Annotated in this window: 18 protein-coding genes; 4 read left to right on the top strand and 14 right to left on the bottom strand. The window is 68.3% G+C overall.

Features of this window, described 5'->3' with window-relative positions; genetic code table 11:
* Positions 1 to 52 precede the first annotated feature (52 nt).
* The 7 genes from ruvA to BUB20358_RS14540 form a co-directional block, all read right to left on the bottom strand.
* Positions 53 to 634 (bottom strand): Holliday junction branch migration protein RuvA, encoded by a 582-nt coding sequence (ruvA, locus tag BUB20358_RS14570; protein WP_035973042.1) that lies wholly within the window; start codon positions 632 to 634, stop codon positions 53 to 55.
* Positions 635 to 752: 118 nt separating this feature from the next.
* Positions 753 to 1,295 carry a crossover junction endodeoxyribonuclease RuvC gene (gene ruvC / locus BUB20358_RS14565; RefSeq protein WP_006765152.1) on the bottom strand — a complete coding sequence of 181 codons (543 nt, stop codon included), beginning with the start codon at positions 1,293 to 1,295 and terminating at the stop codon, positions 753 to 755.
* 151 nt (positions 1,296 to 1,446) lie between these two features.
* Entirely contained in the window at positions 1,447 to 3,012 is a 1,566-nt protein-coding gene (purH, locus tag BUB20358_RS14560) for a bifunctional phosphoribosylaminoimidazolecarboxamide formyltransferase/IMP cyclohydrolase (RefSeq protein ID WP_006765151.1), read from the bottom strand.
* Between the two features lie 44 nt (positions 3,013 to 3,056).
* Positions 3,057 to 3,290, bottom strand: a complete 234-nt coding sequence (locus BUB20358_RS14555; protein WP_006401675.1) for a Fis family transcriptional regulator — start codon at positions 3,288 to 3,290, stop codon at positions 3,057 to 3,059.
* Positions 3,287 to 4,354 (bottom strand): tRNA dihydrouridine synthase DusB, encoded by a 1,068-nt coding sequence (gene dusB, locus BUB20358_RS14550; RefSeq protein ID WP_006765150.1) that lies wholly within the window; start codon positions 4,352 to 4,354, stop codon positions 3,287 to 3,289. Before dusB ends, BUB20358_RS14555 begins: the two co-directional genes overlap by 4 nt.
* 141 nt (positions 4,355 to 4,495) lie before the next feature.
* Positions 4,496 to 5,683 (bottom strand): UbiH/UbiF/VisC/COQ6 family ubiquinone biosynthesis hydroxylase, encoded by a 1,188-nt coding sequence (locus BUB20358_RS14545; protein ID WP_035973041.1) that lies wholly within the window; start codon positions 5,681 to 5,683, stop codon positions 4,496 to 4,498.
* Between the two features lie 47 nt (positions 5,684 to 5,730).
* Positions 5,731 to 7,128, bottom strand: a complete 1,398-nt coding sequence (locus BUB20358_RS14540) for an aminopeptidase P N-terminal domain-containing protein (protein WP_035973040.1) — start codon at positions 7,126 to 7,128, stop codon at positions 5,731 to 5,733.
* Between the two features lie 186 nt (positions 7,129 to 7,314).
* On the opposite strand from BUB20358_RS14540, the gene BUB20358_RS14535 reads away from it, so the two are divergent.
* Positions 7,315 to 7,926 carry a glutathione S-transferase family protein gene (locus tag BUB20358_RS14535; RefSeq protein WP_035973422.1) on the top strand — a complete coding sequence of 204 codons (612 nt, stop codon included), beginning with the start codon at positions 7,315 to 7,317 and terminating at the stop codon, positions 7,924 to 7,926.
* 100 nt (positions 7,927 to 8,026) lie between these two features.
* On the opposite strand, the gene BUB20358_RS14530 is transcribed toward BUB20358_RS14535, so the two are convergent.
* The 3 genes from BUB20358_RS14530 to BUB20358_RS14520 form a co-directional block, all read right to left on the bottom strand.
* Positions 8,027 to 9,646, bottom strand: a complete 1,620-nt coding sequence (locus BUB20358_RS14530) for an FMN-binding glutamate synthase family protein (protein WP_035973038.1) — start codon at positions 9,644 to 9,646, stop codon at positions 8,027 to 8,029.
* Positions 9,647 to 9,761: 115 nt separating this feature from the next.
* A complete protein-coding gene (mnmA, locus tag BUB20358_RS14525; protein ID WP_006765145.1) occupies positions 9,762 to 10,910 on the bottom strand; it encodes a tRNA 2-thiouridine(34) synthase MnmA in 1,149 nt (382 codons plus the stop codon).
* On the bottom strand, positions 10,907 to 11,416 hold the full coding sequence (locus BUB20358_RS14520; RefSeq protein ID WP_035973034.1) for an NUDIX hydrolase: 510 nt from the start codon (positions 11,414 to 11,416) through the stop codon (positions 10,907 to 10,909). Before BUB20358_RS14520 ends, mnmA begins: the two co-directional genes overlap by 4 nt.
* A 285-nt stretch (positions 11,417 to 11,701) precedes the next feature.
* On the opposite strand from BUB20358_RS14520, the gene BUB20358_RS14515 reads away from it, so the two are divergent.
* Genes BUB20358_RS14515 through BUB20358_RS14505 form a run of 3 tightly spaced genes read left to right on the top strand, consistent with a single transcriptional unit; the run spans position 11,702 to position 14,631 of the window.
* Complete coding sequence (locus BUB20358_RS14515; protein WP_006765143.1) at positions 11,702 to 12,841, top strand: Re/Si-specific NAD(P)(+) transhydrogenase subunit alpha; 1,140 nt, start codon at positions 11,702 to 11,704, stop codon at positions 12,839 to 12,841.
* Positions 12,842 to 12,853: 12 nt separating this feature from the next.
* Positions 12,854 to 13,180 carry an NAD(P) transhydrogenase subunit alpha part 2 gene (locus tag BUB20358_RS14510; protein WP_035973031.1) on the top strand — a complete coding sequence of 109 codons (327 nt, stop codon included), beginning with the start codon at positions 12,854 to 12,856 and terminating at the stop codon, positions 13,178 to 13,180.
* Positions 13,177 to 14,631: an NAD(P)(+) transhydrogenase (Re/Si-specific) subunit beta gene (locus BUB20358_RS14505; protein ID WP_035973030.1), complete on the top strand. Its 1,455-nt coding sequence runs from the start codon at positions 13,177 to 13,179 to the stop codon at positions 14,629 to 14,631. Before BUB20358_RS14510 ends, BUB20358_RS14505 begins: the two co-directional genes overlap by 4 nt.
* Positions 14,632 to 14,704: 73 nt before the next feature.
* Here BUB20358_RS14505 and BUB20358_RS14500 read toward each other — a convergent pair whose 3' ends face one another.
* The 4 genes from BUB20358_RS14500 to BUB20358_RS14485 all read right to left on the bottom strand — a co-directional run bounded on the left by BUB20358_RS14500 (position 14,705) and on the right by BUB20358_RS14485 (position 17,740).
* Positions 14,705 to 14,866 carry a hypothetical protein gene (locus BUB20358_RS14500; RefSeq protein ID WP_158380484.1) on the bottom strand — a complete coding sequence of 54 codons (162 nt, stop codon included), beginning with the start codon at positions 14,864 to 14,866 and terminating at the stop codon, positions 14,705 to 14,707.
* A gap of 73 nt (positions 14,867 to 14,939) precedes the next feature.
* Positions 14,940 to 15,665, bottom strand: coding sequence for a helix-turn-helix transcriptional regulator (locus tag BUB20358_RS14495; RefSeq protein WP_006765141.1), 726 nt, complete (start codon positions 15,663 to 15,665; stop codon positions 14,940 to 14,942).
* 73 nt (positions 15,666 to 15,738) lie between these two features.
* The gene (locus tag BUB20358_RS14490) at positions 15,739 to 16,143 is read right to left on the bottom strand and encodes a VOC family protein (RefSeq protein WP_006765140.1); all 405 of its coding nucleotides are present in this window, start codon (positions 16,141 to 16,143) and stop codon (positions 15,739 to 15,741) included.
* A 298-nt stretch (positions 16,144 to 16,441) separates the two neighbouring features.
* Positions 16,442 to 17,740, bottom strand: coding sequence for a THUMP domain-containing class I SAM-dependent RNA methyltransferase (locus BUB20358_RS14485; protein ID WP_006765139.1), 1,299 nt, complete (start codon positions 17,738 to 17,740; stop codon positions 16,442 to 16,444).
* Positions 17,741 to 17,955: the final 215 nt, after the last annotated feature.

The following is a 17,955-nucleotide window of genomic DNA, read 5'->3' as shown; positions in this document are numbered from 1 at the left end:
CAGGCGCCGCGCGGCGGGGCGACACTGGATCCGTCGGCCGCTCACGCGTGCGTCACGCCTTGGACAATGCCTTGAGCGCGAGCTTGATGCCTTCGGACACGCCGGTGCCGGCCGGCACGTTCTTGATTGCGGCGAGCGCTTCCTTTTCGGAGTAGCCGAGCGCGAGCAGCGCGTTGAGGATGTCGGCGGCATGATCGGACGGCGACGCGGCGCCGGCGAGCGCACCGAGATCGGCACCGAGCTTGCCCTTCAGTTCGAGCAGCAGGCGCTCGGCGGTCTTCTTGCCGATGCCGGGCAGGCGCGTGAGGCGAGCGGCGTCCTGCATCGTCACGGCTTGCGCGAGCTCCTGCACGCTCATGCCGGACAGCACGGCGAGCGCCATGCGCGCGCCGATGCCGGTGATCTTCAGCAGTTCGCGGAAGGTCGTACGTTCCTGCGGCGTCAGGAAGCCGTACAGCAGGTGCGCGTCCTCGCGGACGATCTGCTGCGTGAGCAGCACGACGCGCTCGCCCGTCTGCGGCAGGTTGTAGAAGGTGCTCATCGGCACGTCGATTTCGTAGCCGACGCCGTTGCAGTCGACGAGCAGGTGAGGCGGGTTCTTTTCGAGCAGGATGCCGGCGATGCGACCGATCATGGATGGCGGGATGCGAGGAAGAAAGCGCGAGTGTAGCGCACGCGGTGCGGAAAGCCGAAAGGGCGCGGCCGTGAGCGCCGGACGCGGGTCCGCGCGGCGCATCGAAACGGCCGGACGTCTAGCCGACGAGCCGCCCGCGCCGCACGCGCAGCCCCTTCTGCGCGAGTGCCGGCGCGAGCCCGCCGAGCGTGCTGAGCGTATTGCCGCCGTGCGCGTGGCAGATCGCCATGCCGAGCGCGTCGGCCGCGTCGGTGCCCGGCTGTCCCGACAGGTTGAGCAGTCGCGTGACCATTTCCTGCATCTGCGTCTTGGTCGCGCGGCCGTAGCCGACGACCGCCTGCTTGAGCTGCAGCGCCGTGTATTCGGCAACCGGCAGGCCGCCCGCGACGAGGCCGCAGATTGCGGCGCCGCGCGCCTGGCCGAGCAGCAGCGTGGACTGCGGGTTCACGTTGACGAACACTTTTTCGATCGCGGCCTGATCGGGCGCGTGTTCGCGCACGAGCGTCGACACGCCGTGGAAGATCGTGCCGAGCCGCGTCGCCAGGTCGGCCGTCGGCGTGCGGATCACACCGCTCGTCACATAGGCGAGCCGATGGCCGCTGACGTCGATGACGCCGAAGCCGGTGACGCGCAGGCCGGGGTCGATGCCAAGAATTCGCATGAGTCGGGAGAGAAGCGTGATGCAGCGATACTACAACGAACGGTGCGGCAAACCGGCCGCCGTGTCGCGCGCGGTGGCGCCGCCCAATAAAAAACCCGGCGGGTGCGACGCCGCCGGGCCTTCGTACCGCGGCCGCGCAGGCCGCATCCGGTCAGTGACGGAAGTGACGCACGCCCGTCAGGATCATCGCGATGTTGTGCTCGTCGGCGGCCGCGATCACTTCGTCGTCGCGTACCGAGCCGCCCGGCTGGATCACGCACGTCGCGCCGGCTGCCACGACGACGTCGAGGCCGTCGCGGAACGGGAAGAACGCATCCGACGCGACCGCCGAGCCGGCGAGCGTCAGGCCCGCGTTCTGCGCCTTGATGCTCGCGATGCGCGCCGAATCGACGCGGCTCATCTGGCCGGCGCCGACGCCGAGCGTCATGCCGTTGCCGCAGAACACGATCGCGTTCGACTTCACGTACTTCGCGACGCGCCATGCGAACAGCAGATCGTCCATTTCCTTCGGCGTCGGGTGGCGCTTCGTGACGACGCGCAGTTCGTGCGGCTGCACGTTCTTCGCGTCGAGCGACTGCACAAGCAGGCCGCCGCCCACGCGCTTCAGGTCGAACGCGTTGTGGCCTTCACCGAGCGCGATTTCGAGCAGACGCACGTTCTGCTTCGATGCGAACACCTGCTTCGCGGCGTCCGTGAACGACGGCGCGATCAGCACTTCGACGAACTGTTTCGCAACCGCTTGCGCAGCGGCTTCGTCGACTTCGCGATTGAACGCGATGATGCCGCCGAACGCCGACGTCGGGTCCGTCTGGAACGCCTTCGCATACGCGTCGGCCGGGTCGTTGCCGATCGCGACGCCGCACGGGTTCGCATGCTTGATGATCACGCACGCCGGCGCGTCGAACGTCTTCACGCATTCCCACGCGGCGTCCGAATCGGCGATGTTGTTGTACGACAGCTCCTTGCCCTGCAGCTGGCGGTAGTTCGCGAGCGCGCCGGCCGGCGGCACGATGTCGCGATAGAACGCCGCGCTCTGGTGCGGGTTCTCGCCGTAGCGCAGATCCTGCACCTTGTCGAACGCGAGATTCAGCGTTGCCGGGTATGCGCTGCGCGACGCGTGCTGCAGTTCGTCGGTCAGGCTCGTCAGGTAGTTCGTGATCGCGCCGTCGTATTGCGCGGTGTGCGCGAACACCTTCGTCGCGAGGCGGAAGTTGGTCGCGTAGCCGACGGTGTTGCCGTTCGCCTTCATTTCGTCGAGCACGACCGCGTAATCGGCCGGGTCGACGACGACCGTCACGTCGCGGTGGTTCTTCGCGGCCGAGCGCAGCATCGTCGGGCCGCCGATGTCGATGTTCTCGATCGCGTCGGCGAGCGTGCAGTCGTCCTTCGCGATCGTCGCGACGAACGGATACAGGTTCACGACGAGCAGGTCGATCGTCGGGATGCCGTGCGTCTCGAGCGCCTGCATGTGCTCGGGCAGATCGCGCCGCGCGAGGATCCCGCCGTGCACTTTCGGATGCAGCGTCTTCACGCGCCCATCGAGCATTTCCGGAAAGCCCGTGTAGTCGGCCACTTCGGTGACGGGCAGGCCCGCATCGGCGAGCAGTTTCGCGGTGCCGCCGGTCGACAGCAGCTTGACGCCGAGGTCGGACAGCGACTTCGCGAAGTCGACGATGCCGGTCTTGTCGGAAACGGAAATGAGCGCTTGCTTGATCATGATGGAACCACCAATAGCCAGGGAAACGGGGACGGGGCGGCCGGCTACAGCAGGCCGTGCTGCTGCAGCTTCTTGCGCAGCGTGTTGCGGTTGATGCCGAGGTACTCCGCGGCGAGCGACTGGTTGCCGCCCGCCTGTTCGAGCACGACCTCGAGCATCGGCTTTTCGACGCAGGACATCACCATTTCATAGACGTCGTGCGGATTGGAGCCGTCTAGATCCCGGAAATACACGTCCAGGCTCTCGCGGACACATTGTTCGATGTTGTGCTTGCTCATGCTGCTAACTGGTTATGGTCGTCCGGCTCGCCCTGGCCGTTCTCCGCTTCTTCGTCGACGTAGACGAGACGGTCCGACAGCGCCTTTTGCGCGTCGAAGAACGCATTGACGGCGGCGAGCTGCTCGCGGGTGGAATCGAGCGTGTTCATCCTGTGCCGGAACGCGTTGGCACCGGAAAGGCCGCGAGTGTACCAGCCGATGTGCTTGCGCGCAGTACGCACGCCGGTGAATTCGCCGTAGAACGCGTAGTGGTCTTCCAGGTGCTCGTTCATCACGAGCTGGATCTCGTCGATCCGCGGCGGCGGCAGCAGTTCGCCCGTTTGCAGGAAATGGTCGATTTCGCGGAACAGCCACGGCCGGCCTTGCGCGGCGCGACCGATCATCAGCGCGTCGGCGCCGGTCGCGTCGAGCACGGCCTTCGCCTTCGCCGGCGACGTGATGTCGCCGTTCGCGACGACCGGAATGCGCACGGCCGCCTTCACGGCCGCGATGGTTTCGTATTCGGCTTCGCCGCGATACAGATCGGCGCGCGTGCGGCCGTGCACGGTGAGCATCGAGATGCCGGCGGCTTCGGCGAGCCGCGCGACCGTGATCGCGTTCTTGTGCTCGCGATCCCAGCCGGTGCGGATCTTCAGCGTGACGGGCACCGCGTCGGGCCCGGTGCCGACCGCCGCGACGACGGCCTCGACGATCCGCTGCACGAGCGGCTCGTTCTGCAGCAGTGCGGAGCCGGCCGCGACGTTGCATACCTTCTTCGCCGGGCAGCCCATGTTGATGTCGATGATCTGCGCGCCGTTGTCGACGTTGTAGCGCGCGGCTTCGGCCATCATCGCCGGATCGGCGCCGGCGATCTGCACCGCGATCGGCTCGACTTCGCCTTCGTGGTTCGCGCGCCGCATCGTCTTCGCGCTTTTCCACAGCTGCGCGTTGGACGCGACCATCTCGGACACCGCGTAACCGGCGCCCAGCCGCTTGCACAGCTGGCGGAACGGACGGTCCGTCACGCCCGCCATCGGCGCGACGAACAGGTTGCTACGCAATACGTGAGAGCCGATAACGGGCATCGCAATGGCACCGCCCGCGAGCGCCGGGCGTCGCGGGCCAAAAAGGGCGGAGGGAAAACGCGCATTTTACCGTATTCCCATCGGCCGCCGATTTGGCCCGCTTTGTGTGCCGCGTCGCGCGGCGCGGCGTGTCGCGCAGCGTCAGCGGCGCTGGCCGAACATCATCTGGCGCGCGATCGCCGTTTTCAGCGGCGGCACGAATTCGAGCGCGGTCAGCGCCGCGCCGCGCAGCAGCGGCAGCGGGCCGGACGCGATCGTGAACAGTCGCGCGAGCGTGTCGGTCGCGCCGATCGTCAGGCGCCGGTCGAGCGCGCGGCGCGCGTTGAAGGTCGCGAGCGCGGTCGCGTCGAAACCTTGCGCGGACAGCGCGTCGACGAGCGTGTGCGCGTCGCGCAAGCCGAGGTTCAGGCCCTGGCCCGCGACCGGGTGCAGCGTCTGCGCAGCGTTGCCGACGATCGCGATGCGGCCGTTCACGAGCGTCTGCGCGGCGCTGAGCCCGAGCGGGAACGATGCGCGGCCGGCGATCGCGACGAAGCGGCCCATGCGTTCGCCGAACGCGACGCCGAGCTCGGCGAGGAACGCGTCGTCGGACAGCGCGGCGCGGCGGGCCGCCTCGTCGGGCGCGCAGCACCAGACGAGCGCGTAGTCGGCCTGACGCGGGCCGCCGAGCGGCAGCAGCGCGAGCGGCCCTTCGTGCGTGAAGCGTTCCCACGCGACGTTCGGGCGCGGCGACGACACCGTCACCGTGCCGACGATCGCCGTCTGCCCGTAGTCGCGGCGATGCTTGCCGGCGTCCGCGCGCTGTTCGTGGAACAAGCCGCCTTCGGCACTGACGACGATGCGCGCGCGCAGCGGGCGCTCGCCTTGCGGGCCGTCGAGCGTCAGCGTGACGCCGTCGGCATCCTGCTGCGGCGCGCGCGCGGCGGTCGACGTGAGCCAGTCGACGCGCGTGCCGCGCACCGCGCCCGCCAGCGCCTGCACGATCGAGCCGTAGCGCACGACGTAGCCCAGCGCGCTCAGATCGTGCTCGTCGCGATCGATCAGCGTGCGCCCGAAATGGCCGCGCTGCGATACGTGAATGTGCTCGATCGGCGTCGCGTCGGCCGGCCAGGCGAGCGAGTCGAGCAGCACGCGGCTGCCGTGCGACACCGCGATCGCGCGCGGATCGCTCGCGCTCGCGGCCGGTTCGCGCGCGTCGATCAGCGCGATCGACGCGTGCCGCGTGGCGCTGCGCCGTGCGAGCCAGCCGGCGAGCGCGAGCCCGACGGGGCCGGCGCCGACGATGGCGAGGTCGTAGTCCGGCGTGGCCGGGGAGGAAGCGGTCGTCATCTGGGTTCGTCAAACGGTGGTAACGGGCGAGCGCAACGCATGGCCGCTTACGCTTCCGGCGCGGCGCCTGCGCGCATCAGCGCCTCGATCTCGGCCGCCGCGACCGGCACGTCGCGCGTGATCAGTTCGCAGCCGTGCTCGCGCACGATCGCGTCGTCCTCGATGCGGATGCCGATGTTCCAGTATTCGTGCGGCACGTCGTCGGCGGCGCGCACGTACAGGCCGGGCTCGACGGTCAGCGTCATGCCGGCCTTCAACGTGCGCCACGGCAGCGCGCCGTTCGCGTCGCGCGCGCCGAGCCGCGCGCGGTAGTCGCCGCAGTCGTGCACGTCCATCCCGAGCCAGTGGCCGGTGCGGTGCATGTAAAAGCGCGCGTACGCGCGCTCGGCGATCACGTCGTCGACGTTCGAGAAGCGCGTTTTCGGAATGATGCCGGTATCGAGCAGCCCCTGTGCCAGCACGCGCACGGCCGCATCGTGCGGCGCCTCGAACGGCACGCCCGCGCGCGTCGCGTCGATCGCGGCCTGCTGCGCGGCGAGCACGATGTCGTACAGCGTGCGCTGCGGCGCCGAGAAGCGCCCGTTCGCCGGGAACGTGCGCGTGATGTCGGACGCATAGCCGTCGAGCTCGCAGGCGGCGTCGATCAGGATCAGGTCGCCGTCCTGCGCGATCGCGTTGCCGGCCGGGTAGTGCAGCACGCAGGCGTTCGCGCCGGCCGCGACGATCGACCCGTACGCGGGCGCCTGTGCGCCGTGCTGCCGAAACGTATACAGCAGCTCGGCTTCGAGTTCGTATTCGCGGATGCCGGGCCGGCACGCGTGCATCGCGCGCCGATGCGCGAGCGCGGAGATGTGCGCGGCGCGCGTCATGATCGCGAGCTCGTGGTCGTCCTTCACGAGCCGCATGTCGTCGAGCAGCGGCGTGAGGTCGAGCATCGCGTGCGGCGCAGCGACGCCGGCGCGCGCCTGCGTGCGCACCGCATCGAGCCAGCGCGCGAGCCGGCCGTCGAACTCGGCCGATGCGCCGAACCGATAGTGCACGGTGCCCGCGTCCGCGAGCAGGCGCGGGATTTCGGTGTCGATCACGTCGACGGCGTGGGCCGCGTCGAAACCGAACGCGTCGCGCGCGGCGTCGGGCCCGTAGTGGAAGCCTTCCCAGATCTCACGGTCGACGTTCTTCGCGCGGCAGAACAGGATCGATTCCGGCGCGCCGTGCGGCGCAGCCGCATTCAGCACGAGCACGGCGTCGGGCTCGGTGAAGCCGGTCAGGTAGTAGAAGTAGCTGTCGTGCCGGTACGGGTAGGCCGTATCGCGGTTGCGCATCACTTCGGGCGCGGTGGGAACGATGGCGACGCCGCCGCCCGCGGCGCGCAGTGCGGCAAGCACGCGTTCGCGGCGCTGGCGGTAGACGTCGACGGCGATGGCGGTATCGAGGGGCGCATTCATCGTGCGATTGTAGCGCCGCCGGCCGGCGTACGTGAAAGCGGGGCCGCAGCGGGCGCCGGCTCGCCCCGCGCGGCGGCTGTTGCAAACCATCCACAGGCCGGACGGGCGATTTTCTACCGGGCGCCGCCGGCCGGTTATGATCGGCGACAACCTATACTCCCGGCGGTTCCCTCGAAAAGGCAGATGATGAAATTAATCGGTTCGCTCAGCAGCCCGTACGTCCGAAAGGCGCGGATCGTGCTTGCTGAAAAGAAGATCGACTACAAGCTGGAGATCGAGAACGTATGGGCGCCCGAGACGGATATTCATGCGTCGAATCCGCTCGGCAAGGTCCCGTGTCTCGTGATGGAGGACGGCGCCGCGGTGTTCGACTCGCGCGTGATCTGCGAGTACGTCGATACGCTGTCGCCGGTCGGCAAGCTGATTCCGCCGTCGGGCCGCGAGCGGCTCGAGGTGCGCTGCTGGGAGGCGCTCTGCGACGGCGTGCTCGATGCATCGGTCGCGATTCGCCTCGAACACACGCTGCGCGACGAAGCGCAGCGCAGCGCGAGCTGGATCGCGCGCCAGCAGCGCAAGATCGACGACGCGCTCGTCGCGATGTCGCAGGGGCTCGGCGGCAAGACGTGGTGTGTCGGTAATCATTACACGCTCGCCGACATCGCACTCGGCTGCGCGCTCGGCTATCTCGACTTCCGGATGCCCGAACTGAACTGGCGCGACCGTCACCCGAATCTCGACAAGCATTTCGTGAAGCTATCGCAGCGTCAGACGTTCGCCGACACGCTGCCGCAAGGCTGAGCCGCACGCGGCTCGCGCATCGAGCAGACGAAAGAAAAGCGCCTCGACAGGCGCTTTTCTTTTTCCGGCACCGTCCGCGCGGCGGCGGCCGCGGCGGCCGTCAGTCGACCGACGCGTACACGGTCTCGCCGAGCGTGAACGAGTCGCTGCGCGCGATCGGCCACCAGTTGTCGTACAGCGTATAGCCGCAATGACTGCCGTCGAGCAGCGCGCCGGGCTTCAGGTATTTCAGCAGTTGCGACATCAACCGCACTTCGTGCGGCGACACGCGCTGCACGATGTGATGTGCGCGCAGCTCCGACGGATGCGACAGTCCGGCCGCCTGCACGAGCTCCTGCAGCGCGCGCAGCGTATTGCGGTGGAAGTTGTACACGCGCTCGGCCTTGTCGGGCACGACGAGCGCGCGCTGACGCACCGGATCCTGCGTCGCGACGCCGGTCGGGCAGCGTCCGGTATGGCAGGTCTGCGCCTGGATGCAGCCGACCGCGAACATGAAGCCGCGCGCGGAGTTCACCCAGTCCGCGCCGATCGCGAGCGTGCGCGCGACGTCGAACGCGCTGATGATCTTGCCGCTCGCGCCGATCTTCACGCGGTCGCGCACGCCGATGCCGACGAGCGTGTTGTGCACGAGCAGCAGCCCTTCCTGCAGCGGCACGCCGACGTGATCGGTGAATTCGAGCGGCGCCGCGCCGGTGCCGCCTTCCGCGCCGTCGACGACGATGAAGTCCGGCAGGATACCCGTCTCGACCATCGCCTTCGCGATCCCGAAGAATTCCCACGGATGGCCGACGCACAGCTTGAAGCCGGTCGGCTTGCCGCCCGACAGCGTGCGCAGCCGCTCGACGAATTCGAGCAGCCCGCGCGGCGTCGAGAATTCCGAGTGCGTGGCCGGCGACACGCAATCCTTGCCCATCGGCACGCCGCGCGTCTCGGCGATCTCGGGCGTGATCTTCGCGGCCGGCAGCACGCCGCCGTGGCCGGGCTTCGCGCCCTGCGACAGCTTGATCTCGATCATCTTCACCTGCGGCTCGGCGGCCTGCTTCGCGAACTTGTCGGCGCTGAACGTGCCGTCGTCGTTGCGGCAGCCGAAGTAGCCGGACGCGATTTCCCAGATGATGTCGCCGCCGTGCTCGCGGTGATACTTCGACAGCGAGCCTTCGCCGGTGTCGTGCGCGAAGCCGCCTTTCTTCGCGCCGAGGTTCAGCGCGCGGATCGCATTCGCGGACAGCGAGCCGAAGCTCATCGCCGAGATGTTGAAGATCGAGATGTCGTACGGCTGCGCGCGATTCGCGCCGACGCGGATCCGGAAATCGTGGTTCGGCAGCCGCGTCGGCGCGAGCGAATGGCTGATCCATTCGTGCGCGACGGCCTTCACGTTGAGCTCGGTGCCGTACGGCCGATTGTCGGCGACGTTCTTCGCGCGCTGGTAGACGAGGCTGCGTTGCGCGCGCGAGAACGGCTTCTCTTCGGTATCGTCCTCGACGAAGTACTGACGGATCTCGGGGCGGATGAATTCGAACAGGAAGCGGAAGTGCCCCCACAGCGGATAGTTGCGCAGGATCGCGTGGCGATCCTGGTTCAGATCGTACAGGCCGAGTGCGACGAGCGCGACGGGGACGACGATCCACGGCCACGACAGCACGTGGATCGCCGCGAGCGCGGCGGTCGCGGCGAGCAGCAGCGCGGCGCACCACATCGCGAGATAGCGTCTTGAAAGCATGGGGACTCCACAGGAATGAAGTGCCGCCATGCGTACGCTGCGCGGCGGCGCGCCGGCCGCGGCGGAATCGTGTTCCGCCGGGCGCGGCGTGCCGCAAGTCTAAACCGAAGCGATGTCAGCGTGCTTCGGCGAGCGCCGCCGTGCGGCCCTGCGCGATCGCGGCGTGGCCGGGCTGGCCGGTTGCCGCGAATTCGATGATGCCGCCGCCGAGACAGACGTCGCCGTCGTACAGCACCGCCGACTGCCCGGGCGTGACCGCCCATTGCGCGTCGTCGAACGCGAGCGAGAAGCGCTCGCCGCCGGCGCCCGCGAACGTGCACGCGGCGTCGGCCTGCCGGTAGCGCGTTTTCGCGCCGCATGCGTGACCTTCGGCCGGCGGTTCGCCGGCGACCCAGCTTACGTTGCCGGCGACGAGCTGCCGCGACAGCAGCCACGGATGATCGTGGCCCTGCACGACGTACAGCGTGTTCGACGCGATGTCCTTCGCGGCGACGAACCACGGCTCGCCGCTGCCGTCCTTGCTGCCGCCGAGGCCGATGCCCTTGCGCTGGCCGAACGTATAGAACGCGAGTCCGATGTGCTCGCCGACGAGCTTGCCGTCCGGCGTCTTCATCGGGCCGGGCTTCGTCGGCAGATAACGGTTCAGGAAGTCGCGGAACGGCCGCTCGCCGATGAAGCAGATGCCGGTCGAATCCTTCTTCTTCGCGTTCGGCAGCCCGATCTGCGCGGCGATCTCGCGCACCTTTGTCTTCGGGATCTCGCCGAGCGGGAACATCGTCTTCGACAGCTGCGCCTGGTTCAGCCGGTGCAGGAAGTACGACTGGTCTTTCGTATGATCGAACGCCTTCAGCAGCTCGAAGCGCCCGTCGCGCTCGCGCACGCGCGCGTAGTGACCGGTCGCGATCGTTTCCGCGCCGAGCGACATCGCATGATCGAGGAACGCCTTGAACTTGATCTCGGCATTGCACAGCACGTCCGGGTTCGGCGTGCGGCCGGCCGAATATTCGCGCAGGAATTCCGCGAACACGCGGTCCTTGTATTCGGCCGCGAAGTTCACGGCTTCGACGTCGATGCCGATCAGATCGGCCACCGACACGACGTCGATCCAGTCCTGGCGCGTCGAGCAGTATTCGCCGTCGTCGTCGTCTTCCCAGTTCTTCATGAACAGGCCGACCACGTCGTAGCCCTGTTCCTTCAGCAGCCATGCGGTCACCGACGAATCGACGCCGCCCGACATGCCCACCACTACACGGCGCTTGCTCATTTGTTCACCGCCTGACGGTCGAATGCGTCCGGACGCGGCGCGACCGAATGCGTATGCACGAAATCGAGCGGCACGCGCCGCCCGGCGAGATAGTCGTCGACGCAGCGCATCACCGCCGGCGAACGATGGCGCTCGGTGCACGCGCGCAGTTCGTCGGCGCTCATCCACAGCGTGCGCACGATGCCGTCGTCGAGCCGGTGGCCCGCGAGCGGCTCGCCCGCGGTGCCGCAGAACGTGAAGCGCAGATAAGTCGCGCCGGCGGTGCCCGGACGCTTGTAGTGCGCGAGATAGACGCCGACGAGCGCGTTCGGCACGAACGGGTGCGCGGTTTCCTCGAGCGTTTCGCGGATCACGGCGTCGGCGAGCGTTTCGCCGGCTTCGAGATGGCCGGCAGGCTGGTTGATGCGCAGGCCCGTCGACGTTTCTTCCTCGATCACGAGAAAGCGGCCGGCGCGCTCGATCAGCGCCGCGACGGTCACATGCGGGGTCCAGAGTTCGGGTTTCATGGATCGGCATTTTACCGGTTGCATCCGGACGCTGCCGGCCGTTGCCCGCCGCTTCGTCGGACGAATCCGACCCTCGAACGTCGGCTGCCGCGCCGCTCCGCGGGCCGGCGGCGCGTCGCGGCGGCGACCGCACGGTCGTACGCGAATTGCTCGCGCGACGACCGCTTTCGGTTAAAGTGCAGCGTGAACGCCGTTGCTCGTGAGCCGGTACGTCAGCCTGTCCGGCTCGTTGTGCAGTAAGAACCGCAAGAAAAGAAATACTGACAATGACCGGAGGAACCGACGATGCATATTGGAGTGCCTGCTGAAACGCGGGCGAACGAGGCGCGCGTGGCCGCGACGCCGGAAACCGTGAAGAAATACGCGGCCGCCGGCCACCGCGTCAGCGTTGCGACAGGCGCCGGCACCGCGGCGAGCTATCCCGACGACGCGTATGCGGCGGCCGGCGCCGAATTGACCGACCAGTCGGCCGCTCTCGGTGCCGACATCGTGCTGAAGGTCCAGGCGCCCACCGATGCCGAGTTGCCGCAGCTCAAGCGCGGCGCGGTGCTGATCGGGATGCTCGAGCCGTTCAACGCCGAGCAGGCGGCGAAGCTCGCGGCGGCCGGCGTGACCGGTTTCGCGCTGGAAGCGGCGCCGCGCACGACGCGCGCGCAGAGTCTCGACGTGCTGTCGTCGCAGGCGAACATCGCCGGCTACAAGGCGGTGCTCGTCGCCGCGTCGCTGTATCCGCGCTTCCTGCCGATGCTGATGACCGCCGCGGGCACCGTGAAGGCCGCGCGCGTGCTGGTGCTCGGCGCGGGCGTGGCCGGGCTGCAGGCGATCGCGACCGCGAAGCGGCTCGGCGCGGTGATCGAGGCGTCCGACGTGCGGCCGGCGGTGAAGGAGCAGATCGAATCGCTCGGCGCGAAATTCCTCGACGTCCCGTTCGAAACCGACGAAGAGCGCGAAGCCGCGCAGGGCGTCGGCGGCTATGCGCGGCCGATGCCGCCGTCGTGGCTCACGCGGCAGGCCGCGCTCGTGCACGAGCGCGCGAAGCAGGCCGACATCGTGATCACGACCGCGCTGATTCCGGGGCGCCCCGCGCCGACACTGATTTCGGCCGACACCGTGCAGTCGATGAAGCCCGGCTCGGTGCTCGTCGATCTCGCGGCGGGCCGCGGCCCGGAGATCGACGGCAGGAAAGGCGGCAACTGCCCGCTGACCGTCGCCGATCAGGTGATCGTGCACAACGGCGTGACGATCGCCGGCCACACGAATCTCGCGTCGATGGTCGCGTCGGATGCATCCGCGCTGTATGCGCGCAACCTGCTCGACTTCATGAAGCTGATCGTCACGAAGGAAGGCGCGCTGAACATCGACCTGACCGACGACATCGTCGCCGCGACGCTGTTGTGCCGCGACGGCGAGCTCACGCGCCAATAAACGGAGGAGACCATGGAAGTCATCAATCACACGGTGATCAACGTGATCATCTTCGTGCTCGCGGTGTACGTCGGCTACCACGTCGTGTGGAACGTCACGCCCGCGCTGCATACGCCGCTGATGGCCGTGACCAACGCGATTTCGGCGATCGTGATCGTCGGCGCGATGCTGGCCGCCGCGCTGACCGTCGGCCCGACCGGCAAGCTGTTCGGCACGCTCGCGGTCGCGCTCGCGGCGGTGAACGTGTTCGGCGGCTTTCTCGTGACGAGACGCATGCTCGAGATGTTCCGCAAGAAGGAGCCGAAGCGCGTCGAAGGCGGCAAGGAGGGCGCGCGATGAGCATGAACGTCGTCACGCTGCTGTACCTCGTCGCATCGGTGTGCTTCATCCAGGCGCTGAAGGGGCTGTCGAACCCGAAGAGCGCGCGGCGCGGCAACCTGTTCGGGATGGTCGGGATGGCCATCGCGATCCTCACGACGATCGCGCTGATCGTCAAGCAGGCCGCGTGGCTCGGCGCGAACCTGCCGCTCGGCATCGCGCTCGTGCTCGGCGCGCTCGTCGTCGGCGGCGCGGTCGGCGCGTTCGTCGCCGCGCGCGTCGAGATGACCAAGATGCCGGAGCTCGTCGCCGCGATGCACTCGCTGATCGGTCTCGCAGCCGTGTGCATCGCGTATGCGGTCGTGTCGGAGCCGGAGGCGTTCGGGCTCGTGCCGCAGGATGCGGTGTCGGCGAATTTCATCCCGTACGGCAATCGCGTCGAGCTGTTCATCGGCACGTTCGTCGGCGCGATCACGTTCTCCGGGTCGGTGATCGCGTTCGGCAAGCTGTCGGGCAAGTACAAGTTCCGGCTGTTCCAGGGCGCGCCGGTCGTGTATGCGGGGCAGCACCTGATCAACCTGATGCTCGCGATCGCGATGCTCGGCTTCGGGATCCTGTTCTTCATCACGCAGGCGTGGCTGCCGTTCATCATCATGACGGCGATCGCGTTCGTGCTCGGCGTGCTGATCATCATCCCGATCGGCGGCGCGGACATGCCGGTGGTCGTGTCGATGCTGAACTCGTACTCGGGCTGGGCGGCGGCTGGCATCGGCTTCTCGCTGAACAACGCGATGCTGATCATCGCCGGCTCGCTCGTCGGCTCGTCGGGCGCGATCCTGTCGTACATCATGTGCCACGCGATGAACCGCTCGTTCTTCAACGTGATTCTCGGCGGCTTCGGCGGCGACGCGGCGGCCGGCGGTGCGGCGGGCGCGAAGGAGCAGCGGCCGGTGAAGTCCGGTTCGGCCGACGACGCGGCGTTCATGCTCGGCAACGCGGAATCGGTCGTGATCGTGCCGGGCTACGGGCTCGCGGTGGCCCGCGCGCAGCACGCGCTGAAGGAGCTGACCGACAAGCTGACCGACAAGGGAATCGACGTGAAATATGCGATTCATCCGGTCGCGGGGCGGATGCCCGGGCACATGAACGTGCTGCTCGCGGAAGCGGAGGTGCCGTACGAGATCGTGCACGAGATGGAGGACATCAACGGCGAGTTCGGCCAGGTCGATGTAGTGCTCGTGCTCGGCGCGAACGACGTCGTGAATCCGGCCGCGAAGAACGATCCGAAGTCGCCGATCGCGGGGATGCCGATCATCGAGGCGTACAAGGCGCGCACGGTGATCGTCAACAAGCGGTCGATGGCGGCCGGTTACGCGGGCCTCGACAACGATCTCTTCTACATGGACAAGACGATGATGGTGTTCGGCGACGCGAAGAAGGTGATCGAGGATATGGTGAAGGCGGTCGAGTAGCGCGGCGGCGCAGCGGCCGGGCAGGGGGAACACGGCGGGTGCGTCGCCCGGCGTGTTCTCGAGCGCTGCGAGATTATCTTTTTGTCGTCGAGACCACGTTCGCCGTGCCGAGTATCGCGTACGAAACGACAGCGGCAGCGATGAACTTGATCGCCATCTTCATCGAGTAGAAGTTGTTCATCGCGTGTTCGCCGTCGCCGCTGACATGCAGGTGATTCAGGACGACATCGTCCACCGGTCCGTTCGTCATCAGCGTGAATGCGATGCCCCGAATCAAATGGGACGGATCCGAAAACGACGGCGCCGACCTACCCGGCGCCGGTTTTCATCTCGCGCCGACACGACGGATCCCGCATCGGCGTCTCGGCGATCCGCATGTAATCGGCGATGCGCCGGCCCTCCATGTCCGGAAACTGCTCGTGCACGGTGATGTCGCCCATCCGCGCGATGTCGAACGTGCGGAAGTCGCCGCGCAGCTCGCACCACGCGCCGATCGTCCAGCGTCCGCCCCAGTAAACGAGCCCGAGCGGCCACACGCGGCGTTGCGTGTGCGCGCCGAGCCGGTCGCGGTACGCGAAGCTGACGATGTGACGCGTGTCGACGGCCTGGTGGATCGCATCGACCTTCCCGAAAAACGCTTCGTCGATATGGAACGACGGCGCGAACACCGGCAGGCGATCGAGCGCGGTGCGCTTGTCGGCCGGCATCGCGGACGCGATCTTCGCGAGCGCCGATCGCGCACCGCCCGCGAAGCGCGCGCCGCCCCACGTTTCGAGCATCCGCGCGCCGGCGGCGAGCGCCGCGAGTTCCTCGGCCGTGAACGTGAGCGGCGGCAGGCTCGCGTTGCGATTCAGCCGGTAGCCGATCCCGGCTTCGCCTTCGATCGGCACGCCCGACAGCTGCAGGTCGCGCACGTCGCGATAGACGGTGCGCGGCGAGACCGACAGCCAGTCGGCGAGCTGCTGCGCGGTCGTCAGACGCCGGCCGCGCAGCAGCTCGGCAATCTGGAACAGACGGTCGGCACGGCGCGTCATGGCAGCACCTCGACTCCAACGGCAACGGGAACTTCGCGATGATAGCGCCGCGGCGGCCGCGCGAACGGTGCGGTCAGTGGCATTTCGGCGCGTGCAGGCCGACGCGGTTGCCTTCGGTATCGATCAGGTAGCCGATGTAGCCGTAGTTGTTCGGCAACTCGATGACCGAGCCCTGCACGATCCCGCCCGCGCGCTTCGCGCGCTCGAGCGCCGCGACGACCGACTCGCCGGCGTTCAGGTACACGAGCACGCCGTTCGCGCTCGGCTTCATCTGCTGCGGATCGAACACGATGCTGCCGCCGGTGCTCGACGCCTCGTGATCGAACACGGCCATCGGCACGCCGCCGATCACTTCGCGCTGCAGCGTGGTCTGCAGCACGGTCTCGTAGAAGCGGATCGCGCGGTCGAAATCGAGGGACGGAATGTCGAACCACGCGATCGCACGGTCGACGGTTGCGGTTGCAGTTGCGGACGTCATGACGAGCTCCTTTTTCGTTCGGTTTTATCTGGAAACCAGCCTTGCATTGCGCCGGGATTGCAGTGTCGCGCGGGTCTGCTGACAGCGTGCTGTCAGTAGTCGTCGCGGTGCTGACAAAAGGGGCGGAGCCGCCGTGCGGCCGCGGCGGACGCGGCGCTCGGACGCGCGCGCGGGCGGTGGGGGCCGCCGCGTCGCGTCGGCGCAGCGAAGCTTGAACGATCGAGGAGAGACCCGGCACGCGCCGGGCGTGGCAGGAGACGGGCGACAGCAGCGGGCCGCCGTGCGTGCGGCCCGCGGTTTATGCGTCGCCTTCGGGTGCGGCGGGGCGCGCCTTCACGCTACCCGCGATCAGGTCGAAGCGGAACAGCCGGCATTCGAGCGCGCCGTTGAACAGCGGCGTCTTCGCGGACTCGCGCAGTCGCAGCTGGCCGGGCAGCGAGCGGTCCGACGTGAGCAGGAACGCCTGCCAGCCGGCGAAGCGCTGTTTCAGCGCATCGCCGAGCGCATTGAAGAACTCGCTGTCCGGCGTGTCGGTATGCGTGCGGCGGAACGCGTCGTCGTTGCCGCGGCTGCGACCGGTCTCGCGCACGTCGCCGCGCGGGCCGCGACCTCGCACCTCGATCCGTTCGCCGTACGGCGGGTTCGCGAGCAGAATGCCCGGGCCGTCGCACGGCGGCGTCATTCCGCGCGCGTCGACCTGCTTCAGCCATATCGACGGCACGCCCGCGCGCTCGAGATTCGCGCGCGCCTTCTCGAGCATGTCGCCGGAGATGTCGCTGCCGTACACGCCGAGCGCGTCGCGCTTGCCGCGCGCCGCGCGCTTCGCATCCAGCGCGGCGACCTTCAGACCCTGCCATGCGGTGATGTCGTACTGCTTGAGCTTCTCGAAGCCGAACCGGCGCTCGACGCCCGGCGCGACGCCGAGCGCGATCTGCGCGGCTTCCGCGAGGAACGTGCCGCTGCCGCACATCGGGTCGTACAGCGGCGTGCCGGGCGTCCAGCCGGTCAGGCGCAGGATGCCGGCCGCGAGGTTCTCGCGCAGCGGCGCCGCGCCCTTGTCGAGACGCCAGCCGCGCTTGAACAGCGGCTCGCCGGACGTGTCGAGGTACAGCGTGCATTCGTTGGCGGTCAGGAACGCGAACACGCGCACGTCGGGCGCGCCGGTATCGATGCTCGGACGCGCGCCGGTCTTGTCGCGCATCCGGTCGCAGATCGCGTCCTTCACGCGCAATGTCGCGAATTCGAGGCTCTTCAGCGGCGACTTGATCGCGGTGATGTCGACGCGCAGCGTCTGCGTCGCGGCGAACCAGCGCTCCCACGGCTGCTCGAGCGCGAGCGCGTAGACGTCCTGCTCGTTGCGATACGGGCGGTGCGCGATCTTCAGCAGAATCCGGCTCGCGATCCGCGAATGGAGGTTCGCGGCCATGCCGGCGGCCCAGCCGCCGCGGAAATGGACACCGCCCGGCACCTGCGCGCCCGCGGCGAACGGCGCGCCGTCCAGATGGCTGCTGGCGATCTCGGCCAGTTCGGCGGCGAGCGCCGCTTCGAGGCCGCGCGGGCAGGGAGCGAAGAAGTCGTACAGGGTGGGCGAGGACATAAGGCGGGGGGAGGGCGTACAAAAGTCCAGTATTGTACGCGGCGCGGCCGGCCTCGGCCGGCGATGCGGCCGTTTGCGCGGCGCGGCGCCGGCGCAGGGAGCGCTTGCGGGCGGGCCGGCGCCGCGGATGGTGTGCCGAGATCGGAAGAGCGTCGTGTAGGGAAAGAGTGTGTGCGCAGGTGTAGATCTCGGTGGTCGCCGTATCATTAAAAAAA

Origin of the sequence: Burkholderia dolosa, from assembly GCF_902499135.1 — a bacterium.
In the GTDB taxonomy this organism is placed as follows: domain Bacteria; phylum Pseudomonadota; class Gammaproteobacteria; order Burkholderiales; family Burkholderiaceae; genus Burkholderia; species Burkholderia dolosa.
The sequence above is the reverse complement of the archived record's forward strand: the minus strand, read 5'-3'. Positions and strand labels throughout refer to the sequence as shown.

Excerpts from the sequence above, each read along its gene's own strand:
- ruvA (WP_035973042.1), bottom strand. The coding sequence starts at position 634 with ATGATCGGTCGCATCGCCGGCATCCTGCTCGAAAAGAACCCGCCTCAC.
- ruvC (WP_006765152.1), bottom strand. The coding sequence starts at position 1,295 with ATGCGAATTCTTGGCATCGACCCCGGCCTGCGCGTCACCGGCTTCGGC.
- purH (WP_006765151.1), bottom strand. The coding sequence starts at position 3,012 with ATGATCAAGCAAGCGCTCATTTCCGTTTCCGACAAGACCGGCATCGTC.
- BUB20358_RS14555 (WP_006401675.1), bottom strand. The coding sequence starts at position 3,290 with ATGAGCAAGCACAACATCGAACAATGTGTCCGCGAGAGCCTGGACGTG.
- dusB (WP_006765150.1), bottom strand. The coding sequence starts at position 4,354 with ATGCCCGTTATCGGCTCTCACGTATTGCGTAGCAACCTGTTCGTCGCG.
- BUB20358_RS14545 (WP_035973041.1), bottom strand. The coding sequence starts at position 5,683 with ATGACGACCGCTTCCTCCCCGGCCACGCCGGACTACGACCTCGCCATC.
- BUB20358_RS14540 (WP_035973040.1), bottom strand. The coding sequence starts at position 7,128 with ATGAATGCGCCCCTCGATACCGCCATCGCCGTCGACGTCTACCGCCAG.
- BUB20358_RS14535 (WP_035973422.1), top strand. The coding sequence starts at position 7,315 with ATGAAATTAATCGGTTCGCTCAGCAGCCCGTACGTCCGAAAGGCGCGG.
- BUB20358_RS14530 (WP_035973038.1), bottom strand. The coding sequence starts at position 9,646 with ATGCTTTCAAGACGCTATCTCGCGATGTGGTGCGCCGCGCTGCTGCTC.
- mnmA (WP_006765145.1), bottom strand. The coding sequence starts at position 10,910 with ATGAGCAAGCGCCGTGTAGTGGTGGGCATGTCGGGCGGCGTCGATTCG.
- BUB20358_RS14520 (WP_035973034.1), bottom strand. The coding sequence starts at position 11,416 with ATGAAACCCGAACTCTGGACCCCGCATGTGACCGTCGCGGCGCTGATC.
- BUB20358_RS14515 (WP_006765143.1), top strand. The coding sequence starts at position 11,702 with ATGCATATTGGAGTGCCTGCTGAAACGCGGGCGAACGAGGCGCGCGTG.
- BUB20358_RS14510 (WP_035973031.1), top strand. The coding sequence starts at position 12,854 with ATGGAAGTCATCAATCACACGGTGATCAACGTGATCATCTTCGTGCTC.
- BUB20358_RS14505 (WP_035973030.1), top strand. The coding sequence starts at position 13,177 with ATGAGCATGAACGTCGTCACGCTGCTGTACCTCGTCGCATCGGTGTGC.
- BUB20358_RS14495 (WP_006765141.1), bottom strand. The coding sequence starts at position 15,665 with ATGACGCGCCGTGCCGACCGTCTGTTCCAGATTGCCGAGCTGCTGCGC.
- BUB20358_RS14490 (WP_006765140.1), bottom strand. The coding sequence starts at position 16,143 with ATGACGTCCGCAACTGCAACCGCAACCGTCGACCGTGCGATCGCGTGG.
- BUB20358_RS14485 (WP_006765139.1), bottom strand. The coding sequence starts at position 17,740 with ATGTCCTCGCCCACCCTGTACGACTTCTTCGCTCCCTGCCCGCGCGGC.